This is a genomic window from Cohaesibacter marisflavi, assembly GCF_963665895.2.
GTDB lineage: Bacteria > Pseudomonadota > Alphaproteobacteria > Rhizobiales > Cohaesibacteraceae > Cohaesibacter > Cohaesibacter marisflavi.
In genome coordinates, this window is sequence record NZ_OY762534.1 from 3814409 (window position 1) to 3827500 (window position 13092).

The following is a 13092-nucleotide window of genomic DNA, read 5'->3' on the forward strand; positions in this document are numbered from 1 at the left end:
ATAAGCATGAGGCCGTACTGGCCATGCATGCGCTTATAGAGCGTGGACCCGACGGGGAGGGCTATCGTTCTGGGGGCTTCGTCGCTGAAAGCTGGCGCCTTGCGGAAGAGAGTGATTGCCTATCAAAGGTATCCGAATCAGTTCTACCAAACAGCTGATGAATAAAGAGATTGCGAAAATCCCTAAGCCTGAGTTTTTGCATTTTCATGTCAGCGCGCAATCGCCCCAGCTCCAACGCAAGGCGCAGCAGCAGCATGGCATTCCGCTTGATGATCAGGTTCTGTCGGGTTTTGGCACCAAGGACGACTGGCATTTGTCTTTTAATCGAGAATTGCCGGATCGTGTTGTCTCGCTCTTCAAAAATATCCTTGTTGCATTTTTTCATCGCATTTTTGAGGAGCTTTTGCCTCGGGCGTGAATGCTGCATGGGGGTGGCGTCGATGATGGCGACATCCCTTGCTGGATCACTGGTCAGCTGATGCCACATGAAATCGATTCCCATGGCAGCGTCGCGGTCCTTGAAAAGGGGGAGCGCACGCTTGAGGAAATCGCGATGCATGATTGGCATCATGAGCTCGACGAGATTGGTATTGCGGTAGAGCAAGCCTCTGTTTTCCAGCGTGATCCGGTGAGCCCAATAGCTGTCGCTCGTCAGCGCCGGTTGAGCCAGCTGGAAGTTGTTTTCCCTGACGATATTGATGAAGTCCAATGCGGTCTGGCCGGAGGCGCGGATGTCATCATCCACGAACCAGAAATAATCGAATCCGTCGATCAGCTCGGGATAGTTCTGGAACAGGTCATAAATGCCTGACCATTTGCCGCCTTTGAAATAGTGAAAATAGGGACTGTCCTTAGTCTTCTGCGGCGCGGTATCTCCATAGAAGGATGGCAGAAAACAAATATCATCTGACGTGACGCCAGAGAATTCATGCTCCAGATCGGGAGCACAGCGCATGATAATGATTGTTTTCATATGACTCTGGAATACTGCCTTTGGCTTGCGCGCGAACTCGATGCGTCCAATCTGCGAGACTACATGCGATGCCTGGACTGTATATCCCTTCTATTCTGGATTTGTCATCATCTTGGTCGCCGTAACGCTCAGGAGACGCGTATAAAAGCTATTTTCGAATTTGAATATCATTTTGTTTGTTGGACGACTAGCAGGTTCAATGGGCTTTGAAAATGGCAGGCAGAAGGTTGATGGACTTTTCAAGAGAGATTTCTGCTCGTGAACCTGAATAGTCATCCGCTGCTTTAGCGCGGGGTAAATGGATCAAAGTCGGGGATGCGTCAGATAGACACTGATCGGTATCGGTGGCAGCTGTCTGGGCCTTGATAGGCTGGCAGCGCCGGAAACCTTCGGTTAATCTCCGTATTGCTACCCTTTATCGGTGGAACCCGTTCGCCCATCCGGTGTATAAGGAAAGCGGATATGCTTGAAATAATCAGGCTTTATCAAAGTGGAGAAGAAAAATGGTAACCGGCCAGAATGCCAGCGTAACCCAGAAGGGGCTCAATCAGAGACAGGAAAAGATCGTTGAGATTGCGCGCTCTGAGGGCTTTGTTGGCATTGAAAAACTGGCTGCCCTCTTTGACATCACTCCACAAACAATCCGGCGGGATATCGCGCTTTTGTGTGATCATGGCATTTTGCGCCGCTATCACGGGGGGGCGAGCCTGATTTCCAATACGCGCAATGTCGATTACACCGAACGGCGCGAAGTGATGAAGGACGAGAAGGCCAGAATCGGTCAGATGGTTGCCGCTCATATCCCTGATGGAGCATCCCTTTTTCTCAATATCGGTACGACCACTGAAGCTGTGGCTGATGCCCTGCTCAATCACAAGAATCTCAATGTGGTGACCAACAACATCAACGTTGCTGCCAAGCTGAGCCAGCAGGAAAGCTTCGATGTTTCAATTGCGCCCGGGCATGTGCGTCCGCGAGATCTGGCGGTGATTGGTGAGGCGACTATCGATTTTATCAAACAGTTCAAGGTTGATTTCGGTGTGATTGGCATTTCCGGAATTGATGAAGACGGCACCTTGCTGGATTTCGACTATCGGGAGGTTCGGGTCGCCCAGACGATTATAGAGAATTCTCGCACGACTTTTCTGGCAACCGATCACACAAAGTTCGGGCGGCGTGCGATGGTTAAACTGGGCAACATAACGGAGCTTGATGGTCTGTTTCTGGATTGCCTGCCTCCTGCACCCTATGACGAGCTTATCAAATCCTCTACCGTTACGGCACATCTGGTGTCAGAGAGCTGAATTTTGGGCTTTGGCCGTGATTGACGTCTTTCGGGTCTTAAAGACGCGGTGTCCCGAGTATGTTCGTTTTTATTCAAACGAAAATTTTGGACCTAGTAATTTTACGCTCACCTTTCGAATAGTTTGTTTTCTGGTACCTCAGAAGCTTCATTTTCCTTTTTCTCTGTTCTCTTCCTTTTTGTGTCTTCTTTCTCTTGGTGCCTTCCTTTCCCTTGTCTCACATAAGCTTCTGTTTTAATGTAGAAAATCAGATGCGTTTCGTCTTTTCTGCACAACGTCTGTTGGTGTTCTTATTCTTTCGTTTAATGGATCGAAATTACTCAATTGAACATTATTTCGAGCAATGATATAAATAACGAAAGAAAAGATACAAAAACGAACATTTTGAGGCTCTGCTTCAAAGAAAACCAGACCTTGTCGGTTTATTCGGGAGGAAGAGATGAGATCCGAAACTCTGAAAAAATTGCATGACGACACCCCATTTGACGTGCTTGTGATTGGTGGTGGCGCGACAGGGTGTGGCATTGCTCTGGATGCGGCAACACGCGGTCTGAGAACGGCTCTTGTTGAACGCTATGATTTTTGTGAAGGGACGTCCAGTCGCTGCACCAAGTTGGTGCATGGTGGTGTGCGCTATCTTGAAGCTGCAGTTAAACGGCTTGACAAGGAACAATATAATCTGGTGCGCGAAGCGCTACATGAACGCGGCGCATTTTTGCGCAATGCGCCTCATCTGTCCAACCGTTTGCCGCTGATTACTCCAGTCTATTCCTGGTGGCAGGTTCCTTACCTTTATGCCGGTCTCAAGATGTATGACATCCTGTCTGGCAAGATGAATATCGGCCACAGCAAGATCATCAGCGCCAAGGAAGCTATCCGGCGCTTTCCTATGCTGCACGCCAAGGGCCTGAAAGCCTGCATTCTCTATTATGATGGCCAGTTTGTTGATGTGCGCATGGCCATCTCCATTGCCATGACTGCCGAGCGTGCCGGTGCCGTTTTGGCCAACCATGTGGAAGTTGTGTCTCTTCTGCATGATGAAGCGAAAAATGTGGCGGGTGCTCGTGTGCGTGATGCCTATACGGGCGAAGAATGGGATGTCAAAGCCAAGAAGGTCATCAACGCAACGGGTCCATTTGCCGATGGCATTCGCAAGATGGATGATGCGGCAGCCAAGCCTATCCTGAAGGTCAGTTCTGGCATTCACATGATTCTCGATGCCAACTTTGTGCCGCCGGATGGCGGACTGCTGATCCCGAAAACTGATGATGGCCGCGTGCTGTTCATTCTGCCATGGCAGGGGCAGGCGCTTGTGGGCACGACAGACAATGAATGCAAGGTGGAATCCCATCCGGAAGTGTCACCGGAAGATATCAGCTATCTGTTGAGTTATGTCCGTCGCTATTTCGATATCGATGTGACCGAAAAGGATGTGAAGTCAGCCTGGAGCGGCATTCGTCCGCTGGTCTTTAATCCAAATGCCAAGGACACCTCGCAGCTGGCGCGTGACCATGTGATCATCGAAGACAACTCCGGTCTTGTGACCATTTCGGGCGGCAAATGGACGACCTATCGTCTGATGGCCGAGCAGGCCGTGGATACCGTCATCAAGGGTGGTGTTTTCGGATCTGTCGGAGGAAGCCGCACACACGACATGAAAGTGATCGGTGCTGAAGCCTTCTCACCTGATCAGGCTGGCGTGATCGCCAAAAGCTATGATCTGGATGAGGCTGTTGCCAAGCATCTGAATGAAGCCTATGGCGATCAGGCAGAGCATGTTGCCCGCCTCGCCAAGGAGCAGGGGTTGAACCAGCGCCTGCATCCTGACTACGCCTTTATCGAGGCTGAAGTGCCCTATGCCATTGAAAAGGAAGCTGCTGTTTCTGCATCCGACTTTATCTGCGGGCGTATCACTCTTGCATTGATCGATAAAAATGCGGCGGCGTCCGCTGTTCCGAGAGTTGTGGCTCTTATGGCCGAACTTTTGGGATGGGACGAAGCACGCATCACGAATGAAACTCAGGCCGTCATGAAGCGCATCGAGGTTGCGTTCTGATTGCAGCGGTTTTCAAGAGAAGTTTCAGCACACGACTAAATGTGCCTCTGTATAGGGTTAAGCCGTTTGCTGTTCTCTTTCCTCGGAGTTCCGGATCCGGGCAGGTCATTTGGAAACACCTGCACCGCTCCATCCAAGGAGAGATATCCTTCGTCTGTGCTTAGGCATCGTTTGGGAGGACGATGCCGGCCAGCCTGCCGGGGGAAGGAAAGGAGCGACGCTTTGCGCTCCTTGCAGTTGCAGAAATACATGTGGAGGAAGAATTGGAAAACTTTATTGGTGAAATGATTGGCACCATGCTGCTGATCATTTTTGGGGCCGGTGTGTGCGCTAACGCATCTTTGGAAAAATCCTATGGCAAGGGAGGCGGTTGGATCGTGATCGCCTTTGGCTGGGGTTTTGCGGTTGCCATGGCAGTCTATGTCACCGGAAAATTCACCGGCGCGCACATCAACCCGGCCGTTACCATTGGTCTTGCCGCTGTCGGGGCTTTCCCCTGGGCTCTGGTGCCGGAATATATTGCCGGCCAGATGGTTGGCGGTTTCCTTGGTGCTGCCATAATCGTGCTGATGTATGGTCCCCATTGGGCCGAAACCAAAGATGAAGGCACCAAGCTTGGCGTCTTTTCAACGGGTCCTGCCATCAAGAGCCCTGTTGCCAACTTTATCAGTGAATTCATCGGAACGGCTGTACTGCTCTTCTGCCTGCAAGGCATCGGTGCTAACCAGTTTGCTGATGGGGTCAACCCGCTGATCGTCGGCTTCCTGATCGTTGCAATCGGTTTGTCTTTGGGTGGCACAACGGGTTACGCCATCAACCCGGCCCGTGATCTGGGCCCACGTATTGCCCATGCTCTTCTGCCCATTCCCGGCAAGGGCGGCAGCAACTGGGGCTATGCGTGGATTCCTGTGCTCGGCCCGATCTGCGGTGGTATTTGTGGCGCCGCGCTTTATCAGGTTCTCTTTGCCTGATTGGTGAATAAAAAACAATTTGCGGGCGCCGAAAGGCGCCTGCCTCGTAGACATCGTGGAGGAATTATCAAATGGAAAAGAAATACGTACTTGCAATCGACCAGGGCACTACAAGCTCAAGAGCGATCCTGTTCGATCATTCTGGCCAGATTGCACAGGTCACTCAGAAAGAATTCACCCAGATCTTCCCGAAACCGGGCTGGGTTGAGCATGATGCGATGGAAATCTGGTCTTCGGTGCAGTCCGTTGTGGCTGAATTGCTGTCTGCTCCGGATGTGAAGGTTTCTGAAGTTGCCGCTATCGGCATCACCAACCAGCGCGAAACCGCCGTTGTCTGGGACAAAAATACCGGTCGTCCTGTTTACAATGCCATCGTTTGGCAGTCTCGCCAGACCATGGATGTCTGTAATGAGTTGAAAGAAAAGGGTCTTAACGACGAGTTCCGCAGCAAAACCGGCCTGCTGATCGACGCCTATTTCTCTGGCACCAAGGTCAAATGGATTCTGGACAATGTGGAAGGGGCGCGTGAGAAAGCCGAAAAAGGCGATCTGCTGTTTGGTACGATTGACTCTTGGCTGGTCTGGAAGCTGACCGGCGGCAAAGTGCATGTCACCGACTATACCAACGCATCGCGTACCCTGATGTATAACATCCATGAGCTGAAATGGGATGAAGAGCTGCTGGCTCATCTCACCGTTCCTGCTTCCATGCTGCCAGAAGTCCGCCCGAACTCCGAAGTTTATGGCATGACCTCCAAAGATGCCTTCCAGGGCATGGAACTGCCGATTGCCGGTATGGCTGGTGACCAGCAGGCTGCCCTGTTCGGTCAGGCTTGCTTTACCGAAGGTATGGTCAAGAACACCTATGGCACTGGCTGCTTCTTGCTGATGAATACCGGCGAGAAGGCTGTTCCTTCCAAAAACGGCCTGCTGACGACCATCGCCTGGGGCGTTGACGGCAAAGTGGAATATGCTCTTGAAGGCTCCATCTTTGTTGCCGGTTCTGCCATTCAGTGGCTGCGTGATGGCCTGCGCATGTTCCGTGAAGCCAGAGACAGTGAATTGTACGCAACCCGCGTGCAGGGATCTGATGGGGTTTACATGGTTCCGGCCTTTGTTGGCCTTGGTGCGCCATACTGGGATTCAGAAGTGCGCGGCGCAATGTTTGGTCTGACCCGTGGGACGACCAAGGAACATTTCGTTCGGGCTACGCTGGAATCCCTGTGCTACCAGACCCGCGATGTCGTTTCGGCAATGGAAGCGGACTCTGGCATCAAGCTTGAAAAACTGCGTGTTGATGGCGGGGCGGTTGCCAACGACCTGTTGCTGCAGATCCAGGCCAACTTCTTGCAGACACCGGCTGAACGCCCGATGTGCATTGAAACAACAGCTCTGGGTGCTGCCTATCTGGCTGGTCTGGCTGTTGGTTTCTGGAAAGACAAGAACGACATCGTTCAGAACTTTGGCGTTGATCGCACTTTTGCTCCGAAGATGGAAGCAGAAGAAGCTGACAAGCTTTATGCCGGTTGGCAGACTGCTGTCAAAGCAACAATGGCCTTTAAATAAGGCACTCCCCTCATATAAATACCCTCTACCTTGACTGAGTTGATGGGGCGCCCGAAAAGGTGCCCCACTTTTTATTGCCTGTTGTTCTCTGATGAGTAAAAACGAACAGAGAAACGGCTGCCTTATTCCTCCGGTGGGAACTCCAGCGAAGCACCGGGTTTTAGGGCGCCACTTTGCAAGGGCATCAGATGAATACCGCAGTCACAATGGTCGAAATGCGTCATCAGCAGTTTCGGGATATTCTGGTCGCGTTCACCGGTAGTGGGGTTGGCGTTGGTGGCCGCGCATCGCCTGGTGCGCTTGCGGACATGGAAGCGAAGGCCGCCGATGGTTACATCCTTGCCAACCCAGTCATGCTCCTGCCACGGCTTGGCTCCTTCAATATAGAAATTGCCGCGAAAACGTAAGGGATCTAGCACGCTGCCGGCCTTCTCGCTGATGGCGTCGACAGATGCCAGATTGATGAGCGTGATATCCTGCGTTTTGGAATCGGTGAAGGCGAAATTCTCAGCATGCAGCAGGCTTGGCGTGCCGCGCAAAGGTTTGGCGCAATAGCTGGACAGATAGTCGAGCGCGGTTTGCATGGATTCGGGGTTGAACAGATTGCCTTCGGCCACTCTTTCTCCGTCTTTGCTAATGGTCAATGCGCCGGTTTCCGGGTCAAACGCAGTTTCGAGGGCTGCCAGCTCGGGCTGCTTCATCAGCATCAGGAAATGGATCTTGGGAAGATGGGCGGGGGCTTTGGTATCAAAGCCGCTGGCTCCATTCTCAATAGCGAAGGCGCGGTCCCATGGCAGCGGCTTGCCTTCTGAAATCTCGACCTGCGACAGAAGCTGCGGGGTAAATCCCTTGATTGGGTAGCGATATATGGCTTTGAGAGAAATGCTCATGGGAGGCGCTTCCTTTGGGAAAAGGCCCGCAATGTCGGGGCAAGGAGGAGGGGGTAGTCTAAGCTGGAAATTAATTCATACTTGCCTCTTTTGTTGCGCAAATGCAACACCATATTGAGGGGGAGACCTCTTTGGCTAGGATAGCAGGGAGGCTGGCTGGCTCATCGTGCTGCTCGCTGGAACAGATCAGGAGCTTGTGCGATAGTCAAATTCAAGGGTGGCATCTCGATCATGCCAAGGCTGGATGATCAGGACTGTGCACAAGGAGAGTGACAATGAACTTGGAACGCTACACGGAGCGTGCGCGCGGCTTCATGCAGTCAGCGCAAACCTATGCGATCGGGCAGGGGCATCAGGCCTTTTTGCCGGAGCATATTCTCAAGGTATTGATGGATGACAAGGAAGGCATGGCCTCTGGTCTGATCGACCGGTCTGGTGGCCAGTCGGCGCAGGTGCGTCTGCTGCTGGAAGATCATCTCAAATCCATCCCGTCCGTTTCCGGCGCGGGTGCGGGGCAGCTTTATCTATCACCAGATATGGCCAAACTGTTCGAAAAAGCCGAAGAAATTGCCAAGAAGGCCGGTGATTCCTTTGTGACTGTGGAACGGTTGCTGCTGGCTATCAGCATGCTGACTGAGAGTGACGCAGGCAAAATTCTGAACAAGGCCGGCGTTTCGCCGCAGAATCTCAATCGCGCAATTGAAGAAATTCGCAAAGGGCGCACCGCTGATTCGGCTTCGGCAGAAGAGGGCTATGATGCGCTCAAGAAATATGCCCGCGATCTGACGCAGGATGCGCGCGACGGCAAGCTTGATCCGGTTATCGGGCGTGATGACGAGATTCGCCGTACCATTCAGGTGCTGTCTCGTCGGACCAAGAACAATCCGGTTCTGATTGGTGAACCCGGCGTGGGTAAAACTGCCATTGCCGAAGGGCTGGCTCTTCGCATCATCAATGGTGATGTGCCCGAATCCCTTAAGGAAAAGCGTCTTCTGGCTCTGGATATGGGGGCCTTGATTGCTGGTGCAAAATATCGCGGTGAATTCGAAGAACGCCTTAAAGCTGTGCTCAGCGAAGTGGAAGCGGCCAGTGGTGAACTGATCCTATTCATCGACGAAATGCACACGCTTGTGGGTGCTGGCAAGTCTGATGGCGCCATGGATGCGTCCAACCTACTCAAGCCTGCCCTGGCGCGGGGTGAGCTACACTGCGTTGGTGCAACCACGTTGGATGAATATCGTAAATATGTCGAGAAGGATGCGGCGCTGGCTCGCCGGTTCCAGCCTGTTATGGTCAATGAACCGACGGTGGCTGATACGGTGTCCATTCTGCGTGGCCTCAAGGAGAAGTATGAACTCCACCATGGGGTGCGAATTAGCGATAACGCGCTAGTCTCGGCCGCTACGCTTTCGGATCGCTATATAACCGACCGCTTTTTGCCCGACAAGGCCATCGACCTGATGGACGAAGCTGCTTCAAGGCTGCGTATGCAGGTGGATTCCAAGCCTGAAGAGCTGGACGAATTGGACCGGCGTATCATTCAGCTCAAAATCGAGCGCGAAGCCCTCAAGAAAGAGGACGATGATGCCTCACGGGATCGGCTTGAAAAGCTGGAAGAGGAACTGGCTGGACTTGAAGAAGAATCGGCAGGGCTGACCCAGCGCTGGCAGGCGGAAAAGAACAAGCTTTCCGATGCAACCAAGCTGAAGGAGCAGCTCGACGAAGCCCGTGTTCAGCTTGAACAGGCTCAGCGTCGTGGTGACTTGGCCAAGGCTGGCGAATTGGCCTATGGCGAAATTCCGCGGCTTGAAGCGACGCTTGCGGAAGTGGAGGAACGAACCCAGCAGGGCGGTGCCATGGTCGATCGGTCTGTTCAGTCTGACCATATTGCCCATGTCATCTCGCGCTGGACCGGCATTCCGGTCGACAAGATGCTGGAAGGCGAGCGGGACAAGCTGTTGCGTATGGAAGCCGAGCTTGGCGAACGGGTGATCGGGCAGGCGGAAGCGGTTGCTGCCGTTTCCAAGGCGGTGCGTCGTGCACGGGCCGGTCTGCAAGATCCGAATCGCCCGATCGGGTCGTTCATGTTCCTTGGGCCAACGGGTGTCGGCAAAACCGAGTTGACTAAATCATTGGCGGATTTCTTGTTCGATGACGAACATGCCATGGTTCGGCTCGATATGTCCGAGTTTATGGAGAAGCATTCGGTGGCGCGGCTCATCGGTGCGCCTCCGGGCTATGTGGGCTATGAAGAAGGCGGTGTGTTGACCGAAGCGGTTCGGCGGCGTCCTTATCAGGTGATTCTGTTCGACGAGATCGAAAAGGCGCATCCGGATGTCTTCAACGTTCTGCTGCAGGTGCTGGATGATGGCCGGTTGACTGACGGGCAGGGGCGTACGGTGGACTTCCGCAATACCCTGATCATCATGACCTCGAACCTTGGGGCCGAATTCCTGCTTGGCAAGGAGGAAACGGATCTTAGCGAGGCCGACAGGGAGCGGGTTCTGGACGTTGTCCGGGCTGCCTTCCGGCCCGAGTTCCTCAACAGGATCGATGAGATCATTATCTTCCATCGCCTGATGCGCGAGCATATGGCTTCCATCGTGGCCATTCAGATGAAGCATCTGGCCAACCTTCTGGCCGATCGCAAGATCGAGTTGGTGCTGGATGATGAAGCAACCCAATGGGTGGCCAACAAGGGATATGATCCGGCTTATGGTGCTCGTCCGCTGAAGCGGGTGATCCAGCGCTATATTCAGGACCCTCTTGCTGAAGAACTGCTCTCGGGCGGTATTCTGGATGGGTCACGCGTGCATGTGGTGGTCAAGGATGATGCTTTGACCTTCGGTGTTGAAGAATAAACGAGCCTCTTCTTTCGCCTTAAGGCAAGCAAAGCAGATAAAGAAAGCCCCGGCAGATTGGCTGTCGGGGCTTTTTGATTCACACACTATTGCTGTGTTCTTAGTCTGTATCGTTCTGGGCTACCTGCACTTCGCTTGGTTTGCCCAGAAGATCGTTGATGCGTTCCCGCTCCTGAGTAAAGCTGGCGAGCATGTCGCCACTCAAGGTGCGGCCACGCGGCAGCCGAATGCGCATCGGGTCCACATGGCGACCATTCACCGTCACCTCATAGTGCAAATGCGGGCCGGTCGAAAGGCCGGTTGAGCCGACATAGCCAATGATCTGGCCTTGATGAACATAATCGCCAACCTCAAGACCCGGCTCGAAGCGCGTCATATGCGCGTAACCTGTGGCATAGCCGTTGGTATGCTGGATCTGTATGAATTTGCCATAGCCGCTGGACCATTTGCGCGTGATCAGGCGACCGTTGCCAGATGCAAGAATCGGCGTGCCACGCGGGGCGGACCAGTCAACGCCCTTATGCAGACGCATGATCTTCAGGATCGGATGGCGTCGCCAGCCGAAGGGCGAGCGGAATTTGGCTCCGGGTGCTGGTTTGCGCATCAGGAATTTTTTCGCGCTACGGCCATTCTCATCATAATAGTCAACGATGCCATCATCCTGTGTGCGATAGCGGTAATAGCGCTTGGTTTCACCGTTGAGCTGAATTTCGATGAACATGATTTCTGCTTTTTCCGCATCGCCATCTTCCGGTACGGAATGGAAAAGCTGTAGAGAGTCGCCCGGTTTGACCTTCGCATTGAAGTCGACATCGAAGGACATGATCTTGATCATTTCATCGATCATCTCCGGCGCGATGCCATTGTTAAGGGCTGTCTGATAGACCGATTCATACACCGAAAGACGCGGGCCGCTCTGGAGATTGGTCAGATTTTCTGCAGCGGCAGAAAGAGAAAGTGTGCTTTCCACCGGCTCATCAGCAACCTGGAAGGTACCCTGATCCGAACGCGCGACCGTAATCTGATGTTCTTCTCCAAGATAAAGACTGATTCGCAGAGGCTTGCGCTCGCGGATACCATCATGCACCAGCTGGTAAACAATGCGCATACGTTGGTTATTGGAAAGCGCTTCGATGCCTGCCTTGTTTGCAAACAGGTCTGCGAGATTGGCTGCTTCTTCTTCTGTGGCTTCGTTTTCTAGCAGCAGGTTGCGGACGGTATCTCCCTGTACAGCAACAACGATCTTTTCCTCGGTTTCGGTGCCCTGTCCATTGAGTTCCGTCTTGGTGATGGAACTCATATTTTCTGGCACAATGCGGATATAGGAAGGTGCCATCACATCAACCGATGTGGCTGGGAATTCAAACCGCCCCGGATCAATGACGCCAAAGGCAGGTTCTGTCGGATCATTGTCTGCGGAGAGGAACAATGCGGACTGATCAACAAGACGCCGAATTTCAAAATTGCTGGGGCGCCCCGCATCCAGCTTATAATTGCTGACCAGGTTGAGGGGCTCACTGCGAAGGCGCATTTCGCCTTCTACATTGGCTGAGTAAAGCTGATCGTCCTGTAGGTTTGACGTTTGCGGTTTCTTTTCTGCTGAGGAAGAAAAGATTCGAACCGGATCAAACGCCGGAAAATTCACATTCAGGCTTTTCTTGGTTTCAAGACTGGCCGAGATAAGCATGAATGGCTTGGTGGTCACCAAATTTTCGTCGCCGAGGGTCGAAATGGTGCTGACCTGAATTTCGCGTCGGTGGGAAACCGGACGTATGGAGCGCGACAGGCGGTTGCCTTTGGTTCCTGCCGTGATCAATTCGCCAGGGGCCAGTTCTCTGTCTTGTTCCGTCTGCTGATAGAAGGCCTGCTCGGTCATCTTGTCCTGGCTTTGGATGCCGGCAACAAGAGCTCCCCCCATCAAAAAAATAGAAGTACAACCGGTCAGAACGGTTCCAACCAGCCAGCGTATATTCAAAGTACGGCGATCGGGTGGATTGAGCCGCGCAGATGGAGACAGGAGCGCAGGCATCTGTCCGAGACTAATTTTGCTGCTGAGGCGCTCTGAAGCTTGCAGTCTCTTTTGGGGCGCCTTTTGATAGGGCGCCTGTGGCAAACTTGTTGTGCTCATATGGCTTTCAATTCATCAGACAACGGTTGCGGATTTGGGTCCCTGAAACGGGTCAGCGGCGATAGCGCGCACGCTTTGGTCCAGATCCTTTACCCTCTTTTAAGACATCGCTAGGGAACACGCAAATACGGCAAAAAAAGGGACTAGACTTCATACCATGAAATCTAGGCTTCTTATATAGCACTTTGTGGAAGGTGATAGAGCTAATCTTATGAGACTAGTCCATTGGTTTTCTTTGGCCATGACAATAGAGATAAAGGAGAGAAAACGCACGGAGCCACTAAATATGACCGTGCAAAGTCTCTCCTGTGATGCTTCTGGCGCCTCTGGGAGGGGGAATATGG

8 protein-coding genes are annotated in these 13092 nt (G+C 52.8%); 5 read left to right on the forward strand and 3 right to left on the reverse strand.

The window, feature by feature from the left end; genetic code table 11:
• Positions 1-61: 61 nt before the first annotated feature.
• On the reverse strand, positions 62-973 hold the full coding sequence (locus tag ACKPCT_RS18105) for a DUF707 domain-containing protein (RefSeq protein ID WP_090072253.1): 912 nt from the start codon (positions 971-973) through the stop codon (positions 62-64).
• 503 nt (positions 974-1476) lie between these two features.
• Here ACKPCT_RS18105 and ACKPCT_RS18110 point away from each other — a divergent pair.
• The 4 genes from ACKPCT_RS18110 to glpK all read left to right on the forward strand — a co-directional run bounded on the left by ACKPCT_RS18110 (position 1477) and on the right by glpK (position 6869).
• Positions 1477-2277 carry a DeoR family transcriptional regulator gene (locus tag ACKPCT_RS18110; protein ID WP_090072249.1) on the forward strand — a complete coding sequence of 267 codons (801 nt, stop codon included), beginning with the start codon at positions 1477-1479 and terminating at the stop codon, positions 2275-2277.
• A gap of 439 nt (positions 2278-2716) precedes the next feature.
• Positions 2717-4333 carry an FAD-dependent oxidoreductase gene (locus ACKPCT_RS18115; RefSeq protein ID WP_319567574.1) on the forward strand — a complete coding sequence of 539 codons (1617 nt, stop codon included), beginning with the start codon at positions 2717-2719 and terminating at the stop codon, positions 4331-4333.
• A gap of 263 nt (positions 4334-4596) precedes the next feature.
• Entirely contained in the window at positions 4597-5304 is a 708-nt protein-coding gene (locus tag ACKPCT_RS18120) for an MIP/aquaporin family protein (RefSeq protein WP_090072670.1), read from the forward strand.
• A gap of 71 nt (positions 5305-5375) precedes the next feature.
• Positions 5376-6869, forward strand: a complete 1494-nt coding sequence (glpK, locus tag ACKPCT_RS18125) for a glycerol kinase GlpK (RefSeq protein WP_090072246.1) — start codon at positions 5376-5378, stop codon at positions 6867-6869.
• Between the two features lie 122 nt (positions 6870-6991).
• Here the strand turns inward: glpK and ACKPCT_RS18130 are convergent, their stop codons facing one another.
• Entirely contained in the window at positions 6992-7759 is a 768-nt protein-coding gene (locus ACKPCT_RS18130; RefSeq protein ID WP_319567575.1) for an MOSC domain-containing protein, read from the reverse strand.
• Positions 7760-8034: 275 nt separating this feature from the next.
• Here ACKPCT_RS18130 and clpB point away from each other — a divergent pair, with 275 nt between their 5' ends.
• A complete protein-coding gene (clpB, locus tag ACKPCT_RS18135; RefSeq protein ID WP_090072242.1) occupies positions 8035-10620 on the forward strand; it encodes an ATP-dependent chaperone ClpB in 2586 nt (861 codons plus the stop codon).
• 100 nt (positions 10621-10720) lie between these two features.
• Here clpB and ACKPCT_RS18140 read toward each other — a convergent pair whose 3' ends face one another.
• Positions 10721-12496, reverse strand: a complete 1776-nt coding sequence (locus tag ACKPCT_RS18140) for a M23 family metallopeptidase (protein WP_175528035.1) — start codon at positions 12494-12496, stop codon at positions 10721-10723.
• Between the last annotated feature and the right edge of the window lie 596 nt (positions 12497-13092).

Excerpts from the sequence above, each read along its gene's own strand:
- ACKPCT_RS18105 (WP_090072253.1), bottom strand. The coding sequence starts at position 973 with ATGAAAACAATCATTATCATGCGCTGTGCTCCCGATCTGGAGCATGAA.
- ACKPCT_RS18140 (WP_175528035.1), bottom strand. The coding sequence starts at position 12,496 with ATGACCGAGCAGGCCTTCTATCAGCAGACGGAACAAGACAGAGAACTG.
- ACKPCT_RS18110 (WP_090072249.1), top strand. The coding sequence starts at position 1,477 with ATGGTAACCGGCCAGAATGCCAGCGTAACCCAGAAGGGGCTCAATCAG.
- ACKPCT_RS18115 (WP_319567574.1), top strand. The coding sequence starts at position 2,717 with ATGAGATCCGAAACTCTGAAAAAATTGCATGACGACACCCCATTTGAC.
- glpK (WP_090072246.1), top strand. The coding sequence starts at position 5,376 with ATGGAAAAGAAATACGTACTTGCAATCGACCAGGGCACTACAAGCTCA.
- clpB (WP_090072242.1), top strand. The coding sequence starts at position 8,035 with ATGAACTTGGAACGCTACACGGAGCGTGCGCGCGGCTTCATGCAGTCA.
- ACKPCT_RS18130 (WP_319567575.1), bottom strand. The coding sequence starts at position 7,759 with ATGAGCATTTCTCTCAAAGCCATATATCGCTACCCAATCAAGGGATTT.